This window comes from Streptomyces sp. NPDC057307 (assembly GCF_042667665.1).
Taxonomy (GTDB): Bacteria; Actinomycetota; Actinomycetes; order Streptomycetales; family Streptomycetaceae; genus Streptomyces.
Genome location: NZ_JBHUZM010000100.1, coordinates 1 through 18,510, shown reverse-complemented (window position 1 = coordinate 18,510; position 18,510 = coordinate 1). Strand labels below are relative to the sequence as shown.

The window sequence follows — 18,510 nt, the reverse complement described above, 5'->3', positions numbered from 1 at the left end:
TCACCCGACCTTCGAGGCCAGATCGTCCGCCAGACCGTTCAGCACCGGCCCCGCGCTCTTGCCCCCGTAGATCTCCTGGAGCGCCGACGCCCAGCTCGTGGTCGCGTCGAAGAACTGCTCCTGCGGGGTGAACTGGATCCGCGTCTGGTCCTGGACGGCCTCGAACGTCTCGATGAAGCCCGGGAGTTCACTCATCTTGTCCCGGTACTCCGGGTCGTCGCTCACCGACTTCCGCACCGGATCGATGTGGTTGTACTCGATCGCGCCCTTGCGCAGATGCTCCTTGCCGGTGGCCCACTGGAGGAACAGCCAGGCGGCGCTCTTCTTCTTGCTCCTGGCATTCATCCCGAGCGACCAGATCCACATGTTGGTCGCCAGCGATCCGTCCGGCCCCTTCGGCCCCGGATGGAAGGCGATGTTCCCGGCGGCGGGCGACGCGCCCTTGACCGCCTGGAAGTACGCGGCGGTGTCCGCGTCGAAGAGCATGCCCGCCTTCTTCGCGCCCAGGTCGCTGGAGCACTGGTACCAGGTGTACGACGTCCACGACGGCGGCCCGCCCTTCTTGACCATGTCCGCCCAGTCACGGGTGAAGGTGATGGCCTCGGGCGAGTTCATGGCGGGCTTCAGGCTCTCGCCGTCGACCGTGAAGTCCTTGAGCTTGTAGCGGGAGAACATCGTCATGAAGCCGGGGTGGATCGTCGCCCAGCTCCGCGAGCCACGCACCGCGACCCCGTACATCCCGTCGAAACCGGCGCCCGGCGCCTTGCGCTTGATGGTGCCCGCGAGTTCACGCAGCTCGTCGAAGGACTCCGCCGGCTTCAGCCCCAGCTTGTCGAAGACCTGCGTGTTGTACGCGACGACGTTGGCCTCCCAGCCCCACGGCAGCGCGTACTGCCCGCCCTGGCCGAGCGGCGTCCCGGCCTTCAGAGACCACTGGGTGCCTTCGAGCAGGCTCGGCAGGAAGTCGTCCTGGTCCCATTCGGCGCCGGTGGCCGACTCGTTGCGCATCCACGGACCGAGGTCCTCCAGCCAGCCCGGCGGGCCGTACTGCCACACCATGTAGGCGCCGAGCATGAAGATGTCGTACGACGCCCGGCCGCTGGAGAGGTCCACGGTCAGCTTGTCGAAGTAGTTGTCCTCGGGGAACACGTCGTACTCGACCTTGATGCCGGTCTTCGCGGTGAAGGCTTTGAGATCGGCGATCAGCGCGTCCGTGTACGGGTGCTTGTTGAGCAGCGCCTTGACGGTCGTGCCCTTGTGCCGCCGCCAGTCGAAGGACCCGGTGACGTCGTCGGCCGCCGAACCGTCGCTCTTGCTGTCGTCGCCGCCGAAACCGGCCCCGCAGGCGCTCAGCAGCGGAACGGACGACGCCGCCGCCGTGAGCGCGAGAAATCGCCGCCGGTCGTGCCCGAGGTGCCCGTGCATGTCCATCCGTGACCTCCACGGTCCGGCCCGATAACGCGTTCCTTCGAGTGGTTAACAGAGCTTGGAACACCGGTAGTTGCGCGTCAATCCCTCGCGCATCGCAAAGTCTCGGTGCAGAGTGAGAACTTCACAGAGGGAGCCGATATGTGGATGGGTATCGATCTCGGTACACAGAGCGTCCGTGCGGTGCTCGTCGGGGACGACGGGACCATGCTCGGCAACGGCGCGGCCCCGCTCGGCGGCAGCCGTGACGGGGTACGGCACGAGCAGTCGCCGGACGACTGGTGGGAGGCGGCCCGCACGGCGATCGGCGAAGCCCTGCGGGACCGCCCCGCCGGTCCGGTCGGCGCGCTCGCGGTGTGCGGCACCTCCGGCACGGTCCTGCTCACCGCCGACACGGGCCGTCCGCTCACGCCCGGTCTGATGTACGACGACGGGCGCGCGACCGCCGAGACCGCGCTGGCGCGCGAACGGGGGCTGGGTGTCCAGCCGACGTGGGCGCTGCCGAAGGCGATGTGGCTGCTGCGCCGGCATCCCGCGACCGCCGGCGTACGCCTCACCCACCAGCCGGATCTCATCGTCTCCCGCCTGGTCGGCCGCCGTACCGCCACGGACTCCAGCCACGCGTTGAAGACGGGCTACGACCTGACGACCGACACCTGGCCCCACGAAAAGCTGGGCGCCTTGGGTCTGGACCGGGACCTCTTCCCGGAGGTCGTACGCCCGGGCACCCGGCTCGGTGAGGTCGGCGCCGAGGGCGAGGCGGCCACCGGCATTCCCGCCGGCACCCCCGTGATCGCGGGGATGACCGACGGCTGCGCGGCCCAGATCGCTTCGGGCTCACTGAGCGTCGGCTCCTGGAACTCGGTGCTCGGCACGACGCTCGTCCTGAAGGGCGTCACCGCCGAGCCCGTCCACGACGACACCGGCGTGGTCTACAACCACCGTGCCCCGGACGGCAGTTGGCTGCCCGGCGGCGCCTCCGGCGTCGGCGCGGGCGCACTGTCCCGCGCCTTCCCCGACGCGGACCCGGCGCACCTCGACACCCTCGCGCCCGCGCACGAACCGTCGACCGCGCTCGCCTACCCACTGGTCTCGCGCGGCGAACGGTTCCCCTTCCTCGCCCCCGACGCCACGCCCCTCCTGCTCGGCGAACCTGGCTCCGACGCCGACCACTGGGCGGCGCTCCTCCAGGGCGTCGGCCACACCGAACGGCTCTGCCTCGACTACCTGGACCACCTCGGCGCCCCGCAGCACGGCCCGCTCACCTTCACCGGCGGCGGCTCGCGGAGCGCGTACTGGAACCAACTCCGTACGGACATCCTCGGCCGCGGCGTCCACATCCCCCGCCACAGCGAACCGGCGCTCGGGATGGCGGTCCTCGCCGCGTACGGCGCCGGCGCCGCCCCCACCCTCGCGGACGCGGCCAAGCGCATGGTCGGCCTCAGCCATGTCCTGCGCCCCGACCCGGCGCGTACCGCGCGCTTCCTGGAGCCGTACCTGAGGATGGTGGACGAACTGGAACGTCGCGGCTGGCTCCCGGCGCCCGTCGCCACCCACGCGCGCACCCGCGCCGACGCCTTGGAGACTCCGTGAGTACGACCCTGCTGCTGGCCCGCCACGGCCAGACGCTCTGGCACGCCGAGAACCGCTACGCGGGCGTGAGCGACGTCGGCCTCACCGACGAGGGCCGGGCCCAGGCGGCGCGGCTGGGGGAGTGGGCCGGGCGGCAGGGGCCGGCGATCGACGCGGTGTGGACCTCGACGGTGCCGCGCGCGATCGTCACGGCCGAACCCGCCTGCCGGGCGCTCGGCCTCGTACCGGAACGCGAACACGACCTGCGCGAATGCGACTTCGGGGTGATGGAGGGCCGCACGCTGGCGGAGTTCGAGGCGACGGACCCGACGGCGGTGGCGGCCTTCCGCGCCGACCCGGTGGTGAACCCCTTCCCGGCCGCGGAGGACCCCCGCGCCGCCGCGACCCGGGGAACGGCCGCGCTCCGCCGCATCGCGACGGCGCACGAGGGCGGCCGGGTCCTGGTCGTCGCCCACAACACCCTGCTGCGACTGGTGCTCTGCGACCTGCTGTCGATCCCGCTGAGCGACTACCGCCGGGTGTTCCCGGGCCTGCGGAACGCGGCGGTGAGCGAGATCCGCCTGACGGGCAACTCCACGGCGCTGCTGTCGTTGAACGTGCCGTGTGGGCCGTAGCTCTGGGTTCGGCCCGAGGCCGATCTCCAAGGGGCGACACCGAGATAGGGAGTGTTCCGTGTCCGAATGGAGTTTCGTTCTCCGCCTCAACCAACCGCTCACGCCCGAGCAGGCCGATGCTTTCGACCACAGCGATGCCTTCGCCGACGGATCTGTGTCGTACAGCCTCGGCCCTGAAGATCCCGACCAGTACGCGCACCACCCGGACCCCGCCGAACTGAGCGAGCTGTCCTGCGACATCGAGGCGCCCTCGCTCCTCGACGCGGTCGCCCAAGTGGCCCATGACATCCGGCTCATCCCGGGCCTGCGCGCCGTCGGCGTCCGCCACGACGACACGGTGACCCTGGGGGAGGCGGCGCAGCGCTGCGACCGTAGCGAGGAGTCACTCGCGGCACTGCCAGGATTCCCGGAGCCGCTGCCCGGTCCGCCGGGGGCGACGGTCTTCTACTCCTGGCGCGAGATCGCGGAGCACCTGCGCGGCCTCGGCGACACGATCCCCGAGACACCTCGCGAACTCGCCGTGGCGGACCAGGCGCTGCGCCTCGCCCACGAACTCGAAAGCCTCGAAGTGCCGCCCGGCACCCTGCGCGCTCTGGGCCTGCCGACCGCCTGAGCGGCCGTTGTCGTACCGATCACGGAATGGGCGGTGGCCGCTCCCGTCAGTCCAGTGCGCGCAGCCCGTCCAGCACGCGCTGCATGAGGGCGGTCTCGACCCGCTCCCTGGCCTTGCCGGCGGGCACGCGGATGTGTGGCGGGACGCGAAGTGGCAGTACGCGCCTGGCGAGTGCGGGCTCGGCGGACAGGGCCAACTCGGCCCACACGACCTTGCCACCGGCAGGCGGCCGGTAGGTGCCCCATCGTGTGGCGAGTGTCTGGACGAGCAGCAGTCCGCGCCCGCCCTCGTCATCGAGGGTGGGTGTCCTGGCGGCGAGGACTTCGCGGCCGCTGTCCCACACCTCGACGTACAGACTCGGCCCGTCGACGCGGAGCTGTACGCCGAGGATGTGCAGCGCGGTGACATCTGTCCACGTGGGCAGGGGAGTTGGTGGCCCGGTGGCTTTGACGGCGTTGGTGACCAGTTCGGAGACGACGAGCAGCGCGTCGTCCATGACGTGGGCGGCTCCCCACCAGCGCAGGGTGCACGCGGCGAACGCGCGGGCGCAGCTCACGGCGGTGGGCAGGGCGACGAGGGGCAGTCGGTCCCAGGCGCGGAGGAGCGGCACGGCGCTACGAGGCATCGAGGGTGTGCACGGTCGCGTGCAGACTGGATTCCAGCCGCGATAGCAGTACGCGTTGCAGGGCGCCGCTCTGTCCGAGGTGGTCGAGCGACGGCACGAGCACGTCCCGCACACCGGTGCGCCGCAGGGTGTCGACCAGGGCGGTGAACGCGTCGAGCTTGCCGTACGCGAACTCGCGCTGGACGGCGATGAGTCGCAGGCCGTGTTCGTGCGCGAAGCGCTTCATGTCCTGCTCCAGCGCGGGTGCCTCGCGGTGGCCCGCGGCGGAGAACGCGCGCAGGTATCCGTAGGCCGGCGCGGGTTGGTCGGTCGTCTCGTTCACGATGCTTCTCCGGTTCGGATGACGGCGGAGGCGAACCACACCTGCCCGCGGATGGCGTCCTGCAAGGTCTGCTGAGCGGCGGCGCTGAGGGAGTGCTGGGTGTTGAGGTGCTGCCAGGACGGCACGACCACGTTGCGGGTGCGGGTCCATCGGCAGGCGGTGACGAGTGCTTCCCAGGCGGAGACGCGGGTCCAGGTGTGCTCGGTGAAGACGTGCGGCGGCGCGAAGCCCCGGCGGTGGGCGAACGCGGCGATGTCCGCGCGTAACCGGTCGATGTCCTGGTTGCTCAGTCCGGGCAACGCCCGTACGTATCCGTAGATCAGCGGATTCACAGCGCGCACTCCCTCGCTATGCCTGCGATCACGGAGGGTGGTCGCGGCGATCCCTTGGGTTAGCGAGTGAAGCACTGTAAAGGCCGGTTATGCAAGACTACATTTCTTGAGATTCGAACAGTATTCATCGAATGAATGTCTGACATTGCGGATCGAGGACTACGGGGCTTACGTTTCGGATGTAAGGGTGTTCCGTATTGAAGGAAGGTGGTGTGCGCGTGACCGTACAAACCACGGGCTCGACGGTGCCGCGTCGGCAACTCGGTCGACACCTGCGCGAGTTGCGCAACCAGGCGCGGTTCACGGTGAGGGCGGCAGCCAAGGAACTGGAGTGGTCGGAGCCGAAGATCTGGCGCATCGAGACAGGCCAGACGTCACTTCGCAGCCTCGACGTCGAAGCGATGTGCAAGGTGTACGGCGCGCCGCCGGAGCTGACCGAAGGCTTGATGGGCCTCGCCAAGGAGACGAAGGGGCGCGGTTGGTGGCACTCGTACGGTGATGTGATCCCGGAGGGCTTCGACCTCTACATCGGGCTGGAAGAAGCGACCTCACGACTCGCCTGGTACGAATCAGAACTTGTGCCTGGCCTACTGCAAACCGAGGACTACGCACGCACGCTTGTCCAGGCGGACAATCCCGGCGTCAGCGAGGAGGAGATTGAGCGACGCGTTCATGTACGTATCGCTCGCCAAACGCTGCTGACCCGAGTGACTGCAGCGCCCACGGTGGACGTCGCGCTCAACGAGGCCATCCTTCGCCGTCCCATCGGTGGCGAAAAAGTTATGGCGGATCAGCTTGATCGGCTGGTTGACTTGAACGGCCTGGCCAATGTGTCCGTTCGTGTCGTGCCGTACTCGGCCGGCTTGCACGCCGGGATCATGTCCGGGCCGTTCATCACGATGCGCTTCCCGGTCACTGGTGACGGTCGGGACACCGAACCGCCCACCGTTTACGTAGAGGGCTTCACCGGAGCGCTCTACCTCGACAAACCCAACGAGATCGAGCGCTACGACGGAGCGTTCGAGTCCATCTGGGGCTCGGCACTTGACGAAGCAGGGAGTACGAGCCTCCTCAAGCAAGCAGCGAGGGAGCTAAGCAAGTGAACAGTGCCGACCTGGCAGGTGCGGTCTGGCGCAAGAGCAGCCGCAGCAACGGCCAAGCCAACTGCGTCGAGGTCGCGTTTCTCGGCGACGGCCGCGTGGCCATGCGCGACAGCAAGGACAGGGGCAACGGCCCCGCGCTGGTCTTCACGTCCGGCGAGTGGGCGGCGTTCGAAGGCGGCGTGCAGGACGGCGAGTTCAAGCGACCGTAGCGCCGCCGCATCAAGAGGGCCCGATCTCGTCCGAGGACGGGCCCTCTCGCGTACAGCAAGCGTCGAGGCGAGCGCTACCGTCGGATCATGAAACCGCCGACCGATACCGCCACCGATCAGGCGCCGGCCGATCCGGCCGCCACCGACGACATGTTGGCCACCCAGCCCATCGGGTACTGGAGCGGCCTCGCCCATGAGGCCGTCACCCGGCAGCTGCGTGATGCCATGGCCAGGATCGACGTCACGCAGCCGCAGTACTGGGTGCTGAACCGCCTGAACGGTGGGCCCTTGGCGCCGAGCCGCGAGGAGGTCGTCAGCCAGCTGACACCTCTCGCGGACGGCCCGCACGAGATCGGCCGGGTCGTCGACCAACTGACCCACCGCGGCTGGCTGCACCCCGACACCGACCACCGCCTGCACCTCACCGAAGCCGGGGAGGCCGCCCGGGTACGACTGCGCGAACTGGTGACCGAGGTGCGCACCGTGGTCCACGAGGGCATCAGCGACGAGGAGTACGTGGCCGCGCTGAAGGTCCTGCGCAGGATGGTGTCCAACGTGGCGGACGCCGGAGACTCCTGATGGGGCCGAGGGGAAGGCACGAGTGGTCTTCGTCGGGCCGGTTGGGCGAGTTCTTCAGCCGCGTTCAGCTCGCGCTGGTGCTCCCGTGCTCTTGACGCTGAAGACCTGTCACCGGGAAGCTCGTGCAAGTTGGCGTAAGCCACTCGACACCCGGAGGGTGCTTCAGGGCTGGAAGCCGGACGAGAGGCTGGAGGCGGAGTGCGCTGCGTTCGAGGCCCCAGGGCATGCGCCGGGTGTTCCCGCGCACGAGGCCGTGATTCGGATTCCGGCCCGCATGGTGCCGATGCTCAGGGAGGCGTGTGATGTCGCAGAACGAGCCGGGCTTCAATGAACTGCTGGCGGCCGCACGGCACTCGGCCGTGCACTTGGAGATGCGCGACTCGTACGGCGTAGGCGATGAAGCCGAGGACTTCCAGAGCTGGAAGCGTACGGGGCAACGTGACGTGGACCCTGCTTCCGAGTACTGGACGCCTTGGGTCGAGCTGATCCGGAGCACCGTAGCCCGAGGCGTTGTGGTCCGTCGCGCCCGTGTCGTCTCCGAACCGGTCACCGACTACATCCGGTACGAGCACGCCGGCACCGTGGTCAACGTCCAGGCCGGGGAGCGAGTCCACTGGCTGCCCCGGCGGCAGGCGTCCGACATCGCTCTGCCCGGAAACGACTGCTGGGTGTTCGACGGTGAGACCGTGCTCTTCAACCACTTCTCGGGTGACGGCAACTGGTCCGAACCGGGTTGGGAGGTCCGCACCGAGCCGGCAGTGGCGCGGTTGGCGTCCGGCGCGTTCGAGGCCGTGTGGGAGCGAGGCGTCCCGCACGAGAAGTACTCGGTCTGACCGAGCGAAACACGGAAGAGCCAACTCATGTCCGCGTCACCCTCGTCCAGTGCTCAGGCCGCCCGCGAAGTCCTCGCCGCCCGTCTCGGGGAGCTACGAAGAGACGCGGAGCTGACCGGGCACGACCTGGCCCTTCGTTGCGGCTGGAGCCCCGCGAAGTCGTCACGTATCGAGCGGGCGAAGACGCCCGCCTCGGACGCCGACATCCGCGCATGGTGCGAAGCGTGCGGCGCGGAGGATCAAACCGCGGATCTCGTGGCCGCGAACCGCCAGGCCGACCAGATGTACGTGCACTGGAAGAAGCTGCACCGGCACGGGATGCGCCGGGCACAGGAGGAAGTTGTCCCCCTGTACGAAGCGACGCGGCACTTCCGGGTGTACTGCTCGAACGTCGTGCCCGGCATGCTTCAGACCGAGGCGTACGCGACTGCTCTGCTCTCCACGATCGCGACCTTCCAAGACACCCCGGACGACTCATCCGATGCCGCGGCCTCGCGCATCGAACGGTCGCATGTCCTCCATGAGGGCGGCCACCGCTTCGCGTTGCTCATGGAAGAGACCGTGCTTCGTTACCGCATCGGCGACGCCGACATGATGGCCGGCCAGATGGGCTACCTGCTCGCGGTGATGGCGCTTCCGAATGTGAGCCTCGGCATCATCCCGTTCTCCGCCGAGCGGCGTGTCTGGCCCCTGGAGGCGTTCTACTTGTTCGACGACCACCGGGCGAGCGTCGAACTTCTCACCGCTGCCGTGAACGTGTCGGCTCCGAGCGAGATCACGACTTACGCCAAGGCGTTCTCCCAACTGGCGGAAATGGCTGTCTACGGGTCGGATGCCCGCGCTCTCATCACGGAGGCGATCAACTCCCTCCGATGAATCCATGTGCAAGCCCATGCAAGAACGTGGACCGGCAACTCCCCTGCTCCGTAGCGTTCTTGGCGTAACGGAGTCAGCAGGAGGCGAGGGAGATCATGGGTAAGAAGGGCGGAGACCACTCCGGCAAGCCCGACACGTCCGACAGCGACGGCCACCGCGACAAGCCGCCTGGACAGACCAAGCCGTACGAGCCGCCGAAGAAGTGAGGCCGGATGACGACGCGACAGCGGCTCGCGGAAACGCTGAGAAGCAAAGGGGTGTTGCCGCTTGAGTGGCGGGACACCGTGGCCTTCGTGGACCGGGGGCTCTTCATCCCCGGCGTCATCGAAGGGGGCGACTTCGCCACTGACCCCGAGAGTTGGCTGCGAGCGGTCTACTCGGACGCCCCCGTCGTCACTCAGGTGAATGACGGGGAGGGGACGCCGGAAGGCGCGTTCCGATTGTCCACGTCGTCCTCTTCCATGCCGTCGATCATGCTTGAAATGTTGAGCCTGCTCGATGTGCGGGACGAGCAGCGAGTTCTGGAGATCGGCACCGGTACCGGCTACAACGCCGCCTGGCTGTCCCACAGACTGGGCGAAGCCAACGTGACCAGCGTCGAGTTGGACGCGGCGGTCCTGTCCACAGCCAGGGAGAACCTGAAGCGGGCGGGGTTCCACCCGACCACAGTTCTCGGCAACGGCCGCGACGGGCATCAGCGAGGTGCACCGTACGACCGCGTCATCTGCACCTGCACCGTGCGCGAGGTCCCGTTGGCGTGGTTGGAGCAGTGTCCGAACGGGCGGATCGTCACTCCGTGGGGCAGCAGCTTCTTCAACGGCTCTTACGCGACGCTGGATGTGGTGGAGGGGAAGGCCCAAGGGGCGTTCTCGGGTTACCCGGCCTTCATGTGGGACCGCACGCAGCGGGCGGGGGCCGGGCGCGTCAGGGATCTGTATCACCAGGAGGAGGGGGAGAGGAGCAGTACCGACATCGCGCCGCAGAACGTGATCCAGGACGATCCCGCGTTCTTCATCGGGCTGAGCGTCACCGACGCGTGGTACCGCTGGTGTGACTCGGACGACGGCAGCGGCGAGGCCACCCTGTGGGTCTTCTCCGACGACCGGAAGTCATGGGCGACCGTCGACTACGCCCCCGACGCTGAGACGTACGAGGTGGAGCAGTACGGCCCCCGCGCGCTCTGGGGCGAGACGCGGGCGGCGTTCCTTGGTTGGCATGAGTTGGAAAAGCCGGAGCGCTCCCGGTTCGGCCTGTCGGTCGATGCGCGGGACGGGCAACGGGTGTGGCTCGATGGCCCGGACAACGTCGTCGGCGACGGAAAGGCCCTGATCGCTGCGGAGAACCGGCGGGTCTAGGATCGGCGGATGACCTTGGAATGGGAACAGGTAATCGTGCACTCGCTGGACCCGGCCGCCTTGGGGCAGTGGTGGGCCACGGCTCTCGGTTGGGTGGTGGTCCACACCTCGGACGACGAGTTCGAGATCCGCCCGGCGCCGGATCGCCTGCCGGGGCTGGACTTCGTCAAGATCGACGAGATCAAGAAGACCAAGAGCCGCCTGCATCTCGACTTCCGGCCCGACGACCAGGACGCCGAGGTCGCTCGTCTGGTGGCCCATGGCGCCAAGCGGGTCGACATCGGCCAGGGCGATCAGTCGTGGGTCGTGCTGGCGGATCCCGAGGGCAACGAGTTCTGTGTCCTCGGCCGGCGGAGTCAGTAGGAATCCGACACGGGCGGGTGCCGGTCGCGTCGGCGTCAGCCGGTGGTGAAGTAGTGGCCCTCGTCGAGGTCGGCGAGCAGGCCCGGGTGGCTCGGCTCCCAGTTCAGCAGCTCGCGCGTCCCGGCGCTGGACATCGTGAGGTCGAGGGCCATGAACGGGAAGGCCGCGAAGTGCTCGGCGGCCGAGTCGGCCGGAACGCTCTTCGTCTCGATGCCCAGGTGACGGCCGATCGACTCGGCGATCCGGCGGACCGGGACGCCCTCCTCGGCGGCGCCGTACAGCTCCGCTCCGGCCGGGGCCTTGTCCAGTGCCAGCCGGTAGAGCCGGCCGATGTCCAGGACGTGGGCGGCCGGCCAGCGGTTGGTGCCGTCGCCGAGGTAGCCCGATACGCCCGTGGCGCGGGCGATCCGGATCAGCTGCGGGACGAATCCGGTCGTGTCCCGTGAGCTGTGGGTGACCGACGGGACGGCGACGAGGATGGTCCGCACGCCGCGTTCGGTGAGGCCGGCGATCTCGCGGGAGACGACGGAGCGCGGGTTGGCGTTGATCGCCGAGTCGTGGTCCGGGTCGCCGGTGGGGTTCGCGCCGACGCCGACGAGCGTCTTGCCGGTGCCGGCCAGCACCTCGCCGAAGGCCCGTACGACGGTGAGGTCGGTCGCCGCCGCCTCGGCGAACTTTCCCACGGCGATGGACTCGTGGTTGAACGCGAGATGGACGACCGCGTCCGCGTCGGCCGCCGCCGCGCGCAGATTGTCCAGGTCGCTCAGGTCGCCGCGGCGTACCTCGGCGCCCAGGGCCTCCACCACGGTGGCCGACTTCTCGGAGCGGGCCAGGCCGACGACGTCGTGGCCGGCCTGCTGGAGTTCGGGGATGACGGCCGAGGCGATGTAGCCGCTGGCACCGGTGACGAAAACGCGCATGGTCAGCTCCCTGCGGAGAGTGATGTGACTCAGTAACATCACCGTAGCAGAGTGACGGTACCGAGTCACATCACATAGGCTGTGCGGCATGGCTCGATGGGAACCGAACACGCGTGAGCGTCTGGTGCGCGCCGCGATCGACCTGTTCGCCGAACAGGGCTACGACAGCACCGCGGTCGCCCAGATCGCCGAGCGGGCGGGGCTGACCAAGACCACCTTCTTCCGGCAGTTCCGCGACAAGCGCGAGGTGCTCTTCGCCGGCCAGGAGGTCCACGGCCGGCTGCTCGCGGAGGGGATCGCCGAGGCGCCCGAGGGGGCCACGCCGCTACGGGCCGTCGCCGCCGGCCTCGACGCGCTGACGGCCTCGTTCACTCCCGAACAGCGCGAGTTCGGCCCGCGGCTGCAGCGGGTCATCGCGGACAACGCCGAACTGCGGGAGCGCTCGGTGTTCAAGCGGGCGAGCCTCGCGGCGGCGATGGGCGAGGCCCTGCGCAAGCGCGAGGTGCCGGAGCCGGTGGCGGGCGTCGCCGCCGAGCTCGGGGTCCGCGCCTTCCACTCCGCGTACGCGCGATGGTGCGAGCCCGCCGAGGAGCGGACGCTCCCCGACCTCGCGCGCGAGGAACTCGACGGACTCCGGGCCGCGCTCGCCGCGCTCGACTGAGCTCTGTCCGGCGGCCGAATCCTCTTACGCGCCCTGGCTCCCCGCGGCCGAAGCCGCGGGAAGCCCCGAACAGTGGGACAGGCTCAGATGGTGACCACGATCTTGCCCCGGGTGCGTCCGCGTTCTGCGTACGCGTGCGCCTCCGCGGTCTGGTCGAGCGGGTAGGTCCGCTCGACGCGCGGTGTGTAGCGGCCCTGCCGGCCGAGTTCGGCCGCTTCGGCGAGGAGCGTGGAGTCGTTCTCCGCGTTGGCCAGGTGCACACCCAGACGGTGCGCGTTGGCGTGGTCGGCGATCGTCGACACACGAGCGGGATCGCCCACGATCGCGACGAGATCGTCCAGGGACCCGGAGGCCGCGGTGTCGAGCGCGATGTCGACACCGCCCGGAGCCAGGGTGGCGAGGCGCTCCGCGAGGCCGCTGCCGTACGTGGTGGGTACGGCACCGAGAGAGGTGAGGAACGCGTGGTTGCGCTCGCTGGCCGTTCCGATCACGGTGGCGCCCCGAGCCACCGCGATCTCGACCGCGGCGCTGCCCACGCCTCCGGAGGCGCCCTCGACGAGCAGGGTGCGCCCCGGCAGGGGCCCGAGCGCCTTCAGCCCGCCCATCGCGGTCACGGACGCCAGACCGGCGCCGGCGGCCTCCTCGTCGGTCCAGTTGGCGGGTGCGGGGGCCCAGGCCGAGAGGACGGCCAGTTCCGCTGTCGCGCCGGTGACGCCGCCCAGCCCGAAGACACTGTCGCCGACGCTCACCCCCTGTACGCCCTCACCGGTCTCGTCGACCACGCCGACGACATCACGCCCGGGAATCGCGGGCAGGTCCACGGGAAGCACCTCGCGTAGCGCACCGGAACGCATCTTCCAGTCGATGGGATTGACACTGGCCGCCGCGACGCGGACACGGATCTCGCCGGGCCCGGGGTGCGGGTCCGGCGCCTGCTCGACCACGAGGGTCTCCACACTGCCGTACTCGTGATAGCGGACTGCGCGCATGACGCTCTGCCTTTCCACGCGGCCTGAACCGGCCGTTGGTGAGATCGGTGGGGTGAATGTCCGGCCGGTGCCGACGCCCATTAGGCTAAAAGCTGACGTCAGTGTCAGGTGCAAATCGGGCGGCGCGCCGCCCGGGCGGAGGAGGACCGGTGCGCATCGGTGAGGTCGCCGACAAGGCGGGAGTGAGCGTCCGGGCGCTGCGCTACTACGAGCAGCAGGAACTGCTTCCGGCGCTCCGCAGTCCCGGCGGCCAGCGGCACTACCCCGACACCGCCGTCGGCCGGGTCCGGCTGATCCAACAGCTGTACGCCGCGGGCCTGTCGAGCAGAGTGGTCCGCGACGTGCTGCCGTGCGTGGACTCGGGTTCGGACGAAGCGCCCCCGCAACTCCTGGACCAACTGGTGACCGAGCGGGTCCGCATCGACCGGCGGATCACCGACCTGCTCGCTGTGCGCGACCGGCTCGACGACGTGATCGCCGTCGCGCGGGACCCTGATTCCGACTGCTCCCACGTGCGCTGAGGACCCCGGCCGGGGGCGACGCCCCCGGCCGTCACCTTCCCGACGCCGTCACCCGCCCGACGATGACGCCGCCGCCCGCCTCTGCCGTACGACACCGATCGTCGCCAGCCCCAGCGTCAGCAGCCCCGTCGCCAACAGCTGGTCGCGCGTGCCGGGTTGACGGAGCATCAGGACGAATATCGCCGCCATCCCCGCGAGCGCCAGCCACGTCAGTGCCGGGAACAGCCACATCCTTACGACCAGTTTCGAGGGGTCGTCGCGCTCCGTGCGGCGGCGCAGCACCAGTTGGGAGACCGCGATGAACGCCCAGACGACGAGGATCACCGCGCCTGTCATGTTCAACAGCCAGGCGAAGATGTCGTCCGGGCGCCAGTAACTCAGCAGTACGCAGAGGAAACCGAAGACGGACGACGCGAGCACCGCGTTGCGCGGGACGCCCGACGTCACCCTGCCGAGCACCCTGGGGCCCTGACCGCGCACGACCAGTGAGCGGGCCATGCGCGAAGCGCCGTAGATGTTCGCGTTCATCGCCGACAGCAGCGCCACCAGTACGACGACGTTCATGATCTGGCCCGCGCCGGGGATGGCGAGGCGGTCGAGCATCGCGACGTACGGGCCGGAGCCCTTCTCGACCATCTTCGGGTCGTCCCACGGCACCAGCGTGACGATGACCGCCATCGAGCCGACGTAGAAGAGCGCGATGCGCCACATCGCCGTACGCACCGCCCTCGCGACGCCTTGGACCGGGTTCTCCGACTCGGCGGCCGCGATGGTGACCGTCTCCAGACCCCCGTACGCGAAGACGGAGGCCAACAGGCCGATCACCAGCCCCTCCGAGCCGTTCGGCAGGAAACCGCCGCCGCCGGTCAGATTGGTGGTGCCGGGCGCGTCGGTGTCGGGCAGGACGCCGAGGATCGCGAGCACGCCGAGCACCAGGAACAGCGCGATCGCGGCGACCTTGAGGGAGGCGAACCAGAACTCGAACTCGCCGAAGTTCCGCACAGCCGCGAGATTCGTGCCGAGGAAGACCAGCATGAAGCCCGCCACCCAGGCCCACTCCGGCGTGCCGGGCAGCCAGCCGGAGACGATCTGCGCCGCGCCGATCCCCTCAAGTCCCACCGCCACACAGAGCAGCACCCAGAAGGCCCACCCGGCGGTGAAGCCGGCCCACGGGCCGATCGCCCGCTCCGCGTGGACGGAGAAGGAACCGGACGCCGGGTTCGCCGCCGACATCTCGCCGAGCATGCGCATCACCAGCATGACGAGCAGTCCGGAGACGCCGTACGCGACGACGATCGACGGACCGGCGGCGGCGATGCCCGCGCCCGAGCCGACGAACAGCCCGGCGCCGATCACACCGCCGAGCGCGATCATCGACAGATGGCGCTGCTTGAGTCCGTGCGTGAGCGCCGAGTCGGGGCGGGGCGCGGTGGAGGCGGCGGAGGTGGTGGAAGGGGGGAGAGGCGTGGGGGGTGCCATGGGGGTGCCTGTTCACTGACGGACGGGGGACGAGGGGGACGAGGGGAGAGCCGGACCCGGTCGCCCCTTTGGTGGGAAGTCACAGTCTGCTCGACGGTCGCCCCGCCACGCAAAATGATCTCCGTCGAGGCTTCACGACCCTCACCTGAGCGAATTCCGTGACAAGCGTCACGCCCATCGACCGCATGGAGAGCCCCAGTTGTCGGAAGTCCACCATCACCCACGCCGCCGTGTTGTGCTCGGTCACCCATGTCCCGGCGTACGGCGGTGGGCTACCGTCAGCCTGTTCCCCTGCCCACACACCTGTCCTCACCTCGCGGAGTCCCGATGAGCACTGCTGCCGCCACCACTCGTACCGGAGCGGTTCTCGCCGATCTGCTCCCCGTCGCCCGGAACCGGTACGCGGTCGACACCGCGCTCGTACTCGGCGGCGCGGCGCTCACCGGTATCGCGGCACAGATCGCCGTCCCGGTCCCCGGCTCCCCGGTTCCGGTCACCGGCCAGACCTTCGCCGCGCTGCTCGTCGGCACCGCGCTCGGCGCCCGCCGCGGCTTCCTCGCGCTCGCCGTCTACACCCTCGTCGGCATGGCCGGCATGCCGTGGTTCTCCGAGGGATCGTCGGGCCCCGGCGGCGCCTCCTTCGGCTATGTGCTCGGGATGCTCCTCGCCGCCACGGTCGTGGGCTCGCTCGCCCGGCGCGGCGGCGACCGGTCCGTCCCGCGCACCGCGGGGACGATGGTGCTCGGCTCCGTCATCATCTACGCGGTCGGCGTGCCGTATCTCGCGGTCGCCGCCGACCTGTCGCTGAGCGCGGCCCTGGCCGCCGGACTCACCCCGTTCCTGCTCGGTGACGCCCTCAAGGCCGCGCTGGCGATGGGCCTGCTGCCCGCCTCCTGGAAGCTCATCGGCCGCCAGGACTGACCGAACACCCGGCCCTGGCCGGGCGCTCTCCCCGGGCTGTCCGACAAGATCGCCCGGACACCGCCTAGTTGGCCGGACGGATGTTGTAGTTGCGACGGAACAGGTTCGCCGGGTCGTAGTGGGCCTTGAGCCCGGCGAGCCGGCGAGCCGTCTCCGTGTCGTACAGCCCCTCCGTCCTGGCGCCGTCGGCGAACACGGAGTTGAGCGAACGGCCCAGGGTCACCGGTGCCAGCCTGCCGAAGAACCTCCCGTACAACTCCCGTACCGCCCCCAGATCCGGACCGGTCAGCGGCGACAACCCCCTGATCACAAAGGCCGCGTCGCGGTACGGGACGCAGTTGGGCACCGCCGGCTGCCTCGCCAATGCCCCACCCAGCGGGTTGAGTTGGACGACGCACATCATCGGCGCGGCGGGCCCCGTCAGCTCCAGCAGCTCCGTCAGCGTCCCCGCGTCGAGCCCCGACAGCATCGCCCCGTCCCCCCAGTACGCGTGCGGCTGCTCCGGATCGCTGTGGATCGTGGCCGAGTCGGTGTACGGCATCTCCCGCAGCGAGTCCGTGATCGTCGGCCCGATCGCCCGCAGCGGCGCCACCAGCCGCTCGCCCTCCGCCTCGTCACCGGTGAACGCGACGCGGATGGACAGGGTGTACCGGCCCCGCAGGAACGGCGGCAGCTCCTCCATGTCCGGGTACACCATGACGGCGAGTGTCGAGGTCATGGTGTCGGGCACGGTCCGGAGCCACTCCAGATACGTGCCCACGACGTCGTCGCGCAGTTCGCCGTCGAAGAGCAGCGCCCCGCCGTACAGCCGCGCCACCGGCACCAGCCCCGTCTCAAGTGCCGTCACCACACCGAAGTTGTGCCCGCCGCCGAGCAGCGCCCAGAACAGCTCGGGGTCGCTGTCCGGGGTCACCCGCCGTAGCCGGGCATCGGCGGTGACCACGTCCAGGGCCCGCACATGATCGGCGGCGTAGCCGAACTCCCGCGCCAGCAGGCACAGTCCACCGCCCAGGGTGTACGAGACGGCGCCGACACCCGGCGACGAACCGTTCAGCGGTGCGAGGCCGTGCGGCCCGGCGGCCTCGACCACCTGCCCCCAGCGCACCCCCGCCTCGATCGTGGCCGTGCGGGCCCCGGGATCGATCCGTACGCCGTCCATCCGCTTCGTCGTGATCAGCAGACCGCCCTCGGCCGCCGCCGGCACGCCGTGGCCGGTGGCCTGCACACCCACGGGCAGACCGCGCGCGGCGGCATGGGCGACCGCCGTCCGGACGTCGTCGGCGCCGGTGGCCCCGACGATCACGTCGGGGCGCGGCGGGAAACCGAGCTGGAAGCCGGCCGACTCGTCGTCGTAGCCGGGATCGCCGGGCCGGAAGACATACGGGAGCGCCGTCAGCGAGTTGTCGGACATGGGAAGTTCTCCATCCACTGATACCTGCACGCGTACATCCACACGTACATCCGCCCGCGTCCACGTACCGCCACGTGGACACGCGCCCGGACGGGCCGCGCGGCGCCTCCGGACCCGGACAGCCTCACGCCCATACCTGACATCCGCCGTCATGTATGGGTACTGCACTCCCGACCCCGGAGCGCTCCGCACCGCGCCCGACGTGCCACACTTCGCCCATGCGCGTGTATCTCGGCTCCGACCATGCCGGCTTCGAACTCAAGAACCACCTCGTCGAGTGGCTCAAGGCCCATGGCCATGAGCCCGTCGACTGCGGTCCGCACATCTACGACGCCCAGGACGACTATCCGCCGTTCTGCCTCCGCGCCGCGGAGCGGACGGCGGCCGACCCGGAGTCCCTCGGCATCGTGATCGGCGGCTCCGGCAACGGCGAGCAGATGGCCGCGAACAAGGTGAAGGGCGTGCGCGCCGCGCTCGTCTGGAACGAGCACACCGCCGCGCTCAGCCGCGAGCACAACAACGCGAACGTGATCTCCGTCGGCGGCCGGATGCACACCCAGGACGAGTCGACCAAGTTCGTCGAGATCTTCCTCGCCACCCCGTACACGGGGGAGGAGCGCCACGCGCGCCGCATCGAGATGCTGGCGACGTACGAGACGACGGGCGAACTGCCCCCGATCCCGGCGCACCACCCCAAGCACGACTGAGTCCCACCCCGGAAGCCATGGAAACGAACGGTGCCGCCGGGCCCGCGGGCCCGGCG

General features: G+C 69.7%; 23 protein-coding genes. 15 read left to right on the top strand and 8 right to left on the bottom strand.

The genetic code is table 11. The annotated features are described in order from the left end of the window. Positions 1-1,431, bottom strand: a complete 1,431-nt coding sequence (locus tag ACFUN8_RS27200) for an ABC transporter substrate-binding protein (protein WP_383642806.1) — start codon at positions 1,429-1,431, stop codon at positions 1-3. Positions 1,432-1,575: 144 nt separating this feature from the next. Here ACFUN8_RS27200 and ACFUN8_RS27195 point away from each other — a divergent pair, with 144 nt between their 5' ends. Genes ACFUN8_RS27195 through ACFUN8_RS27185 form a run of 3 tightly spaced genes read left to right on the top strand, consistent with a single transcriptional unit; the run spans position 1,576 to position 4,248 of the window. Further along, positions 1,576-3,021, top strand: coding sequence for an FGGY-family carbohydrate kinase (locus tag ACFUN8_RS27195; RefSeq protein ID WP_383642803.1), 1,446 nt, complete (start codon positions 1,576-1,578; stop codon positions 3,019-3,021). Next, on the top strand, positions 3,018-3,635 hold the full coding sequence (locus tag ACFUN8_RS27190; RefSeq protein WP_383642800.1) for a histidine phosphatase family protein: 618 nt from the start codon (positions 3,018-3,020) through the stop codon (positions 3,633-3,635). The genes ACFUN8_RS27195 and ACFUN8_RS27190 overlap by 4 nt, the downstream gene beginning before the upstream one ends. 58 nt (positions 3,636-3,693) lie before the next feature. Continuing rightward, a complete protein-coding gene (locus ACFUN8_RS27185; protein WP_383642797.1) occupies positions 3,694-4,248 on the top strand; it encodes a hypothetical protein in 555 nt (184 codons plus the stop codon). 46 nt (positions 4,249-4,294) lie between these two features. On the opposite strand, the gene ACFUN8_RS27180 is transcribed toward ACFUN8_RS27185, so the two are convergent. Genes ACFUN8_RS27180 through ACFUN8_RS27170 form a run of 3 tightly spaced genes read right to left on the bottom strand, consistent with a single transcriptional unit; the run spans position 4,295 to position 5,527 of the window. Next, positions 4,295-4,873, bottom strand: coding sequence for an ATP-binding protein (locus ACFUN8_RS27180; protein WP_383642794.1), 579 nt, complete (start codon positions 4,871-4,873; stop codon positions 4,295-4,297). After that, a complete protein-coding gene (locus ACFUN8_RS27175) occupies positions 4,863-5,195 on the bottom strand; it encodes a hypothetical protein (protein ID WP_383642791.1) in 333 nt (110 codons plus the stop codon). Before ACFUN8_RS27175 ends, ACFUN8_RS27180 begins: the two co-directional genes overlap by 11 nt. Further along, complete coding sequence (locus ACFUN8_RS27170) at positions 5,192-5,527, bottom strand: hypothetical protein (protein ID WP_383642788.1); 336 nt, start codon at positions 5,525-5,527, stop codon at positions 5,192-5,194. Before ACFUN8_RS27170 ends, ACFUN8_RS27175 begins: the two co-directional genes overlap by 4 nt. 218 nt (positions 5,528-5,745) lie before the next feature. Between ACFUN8_RS27170 and ACFUN8_RS27165 the strand changes: the two genes are divergently transcribed. From ACFUN8_RS27165 to ACFUN8_RS27130, 8 genes are all read left to right on the top strand, one after another. After that, positions 5,746-6,630, top strand: a complete 885-nt coding sequence (locus ACFUN8_RS27165; protein WP_383642842.1) for a helix-turn-helix domain-containing protein — start codon at positions 5,746-5,748, stop codon at positions 6,628-6,630. Further along, complete coding sequence (locus ACFUN8_RS27160) at positions 6,627-6,839, top strand: DUF397 domain-containing protein (RefSeq protein WP_383642785.1); 213 nt, start codon at positions 6,627-6,629, stop codon at positions 6,837-6,839. Before ACFUN8_RS27165 ends, ACFUN8_RS27160 begins: the two co-directional genes overlap by 4 nt. Positions 6,840-6,926: 87 nt before the next feature. Further along, entirely contained in the window at positions 6,927-7,418 is a 492-nt protein-coding gene (locus tag ACFUN8_RS27155; RefSeq protein ID WP_383642782.1) for a MarR family winged helix-turn-helix transcriptional regulator, read from the top strand. A 97-nt stretch (positions 7,419-7,515) separates the two neighbouring features. Next, positions 7,516-7,749 carry a hypothetical protein gene (locus tag ACFUN8_RS27150; protein ID WP_383642839.1) on the top strand — a complete coding sequence of 78 codons (234 nt, stop codon included), beginning with the start codon at positions 7,516-7,518 and terminating at the stop codon, positions 7,747-7,749. Beyond that, positions 7,721-8,251, top strand: a complete 531-nt coding sequence (locus ACFUN8_RS27145; RefSeq protein ID WP_383642779.1) for a DUF6879 family protein — start codon at positions 7,721-7,723, stop codon at positions 8,249-8,251. The genes ACFUN8_RS27150 and ACFUN8_RS27145 overlap by 29 nt, the downstream gene beginning before the upstream one ends. Positions 8,252-8,278: 27 nt before the next feature. Then, the gene (locus ACFUN8_RS27140; RefSeq protein WP_383642776.1) at positions 8,279-9,127 is read left to right on the top strand and encodes a helix-turn-helix domain-containing protein; all 849 of its coding nucleotides are present in this window, start codon (positions 8,279-8,281) and stop codon (positions 9,125-9,127) included. Between the two features lie 212 nt (positions 9,128-9,339). After that, positions 9,340-10,482: a methyltransferase domain-containing protein gene (locus tag ACFUN8_RS27135; RefSeq protein ID WP_383642773.1), complete on the top strand. Its 1,143-nt coding sequence runs from the start codon at positions 9,340-9,342 to the stop codon at positions 10,480-10,482. A gap of 9 nt (positions 10,483-10,491) precedes the next feature. Further along, positions 10,492-10,845: a VOC family protein gene (locus ACFUN8_RS27130; RefSeq protein WP_383642770.1), complete on the top strand. Its 354-nt coding sequence runs from the start codon at positions 10,492-10,494 to the stop codon at positions 10,843-10,845. Between the two features lie 35 nt (positions 10,846-10,880). Here the strand turns inward: ACFUN8_RS27130 and ACFUN8_RS27125 are convergent, their stop codons facing one another. Next, complete coding sequence (locus ACFUN8_RS27125) at positions 10,881-11,765, bottom strand: SDR family oxidoreductase (RefSeq protein WP_383642767.1); 885 nt, start codon at positions 11,763-11,765, stop codon at positions 10,881-10,883. Between the two features lie 88 nt (positions 11,766-11,853). On the opposite strand from ACFUN8_RS27125, the gene ACFUN8_RS27120 reads away from it, so the two are divergent. Continuing rightward, complete coding sequence (locus tag ACFUN8_RS27120; RefSeq protein WP_383642764.1) at positions 11,854-12,426, top strand: TetR/AcrR family transcriptional regulator; 573 nt, start codon at positions 11,854-11,856, stop codon at positions 12,424-12,426. 83 nt (positions 12,427-12,509) lie between these two features. Here ACFUN8_RS27120 and ACFUN8_RS27115 read toward each other — a convergent pair whose 3' ends face one another. After that, positions 12,510-13,415, bottom strand: a complete 906-nt coding sequence (locus tag ACFUN8_RS27115) for an NADP-dependent oxidoreductase (protein WP_383642761.1) — start codon at positions 13,413-13,415, stop codon at positions 12,510-12,512. Positions 13,416-13,564: 149 nt separating this feature from the next. Between ACFUN8_RS27115 and ACFUN8_RS27110 the strand changes: the two genes are divergently transcribed. Beyond that, positions 13,565-13,936, top strand: a complete 372-nt coding sequence (locus tag ACFUN8_RS27110; RefSeq protein WP_383642758.1) for a MerR family transcriptional regulator — start codon at positions 13,565-13,567, stop codon at positions 13,934-13,936. Positions 13,937-13,984: 48 nt separating this feature from the next. On the opposite strand, the gene ACFUN8_RS27105 is transcribed toward ACFUN8_RS27110, so the two are convergent. Continuing rightward, positions 13,985-15,415, bottom strand: coding sequence for an amino acid permease (locus tag ACFUN8_RS27105; protein WP_383642755.1), 1,431 nt, complete (start codon positions 15,413-15,415; stop codon positions 13,985-13,987). Between the two features lie 327 nt (positions 15,416-15,742). Here ACFUN8_RS27105 and ACFUN8_RS27100 point away from each other — a divergent pair, with 327 nt between their 5' ends. After that, positions 15,743-16,336, top strand: a complete 594-nt coding sequence (locus ACFUN8_RS27100) for a biotin transporter BioY (protein WP_383642752.1) — start codon at positions 15,743-15,745, stop codon at positions 16,334-16,336. Positions 16,337-16,400: 64 nt separating this feature from the next. Here ACFUN8_RS27100 and ACFUN8_RS27095 read toward each other — a convergent pair whose 3' ends face one another. Continuing rightward, positions 16,401-17,747, bottom strand: coding sequence for an FAD-binding oxidoreductase (locus tag ACFUN8_RS27095; protein WP_383642749.1), 1,347 nt, complete (start codon positions 17,745-17,747; stop codon positions 16,401-16,403). A 218-nt stretch (positions 17,748-17,965) separates the two neighbouring features. Between ACFUN8_RS27095 and ACFUN8_RS27090 the strand changes: the two genes are divergently transcribed. Continuing rightward, positions 17,966-18,454, top strand: coding sequence for a ribose-5-phosphate isomerase (locus ACFUN8_RS27090; RefSeq protein WP_383642746.1), 489 nt, complete (start codon positions 17,966-17,968; stop codon positions 18,452-18,454). Positions 18,455-18,510: the final 56 nt, after the last annotated feature.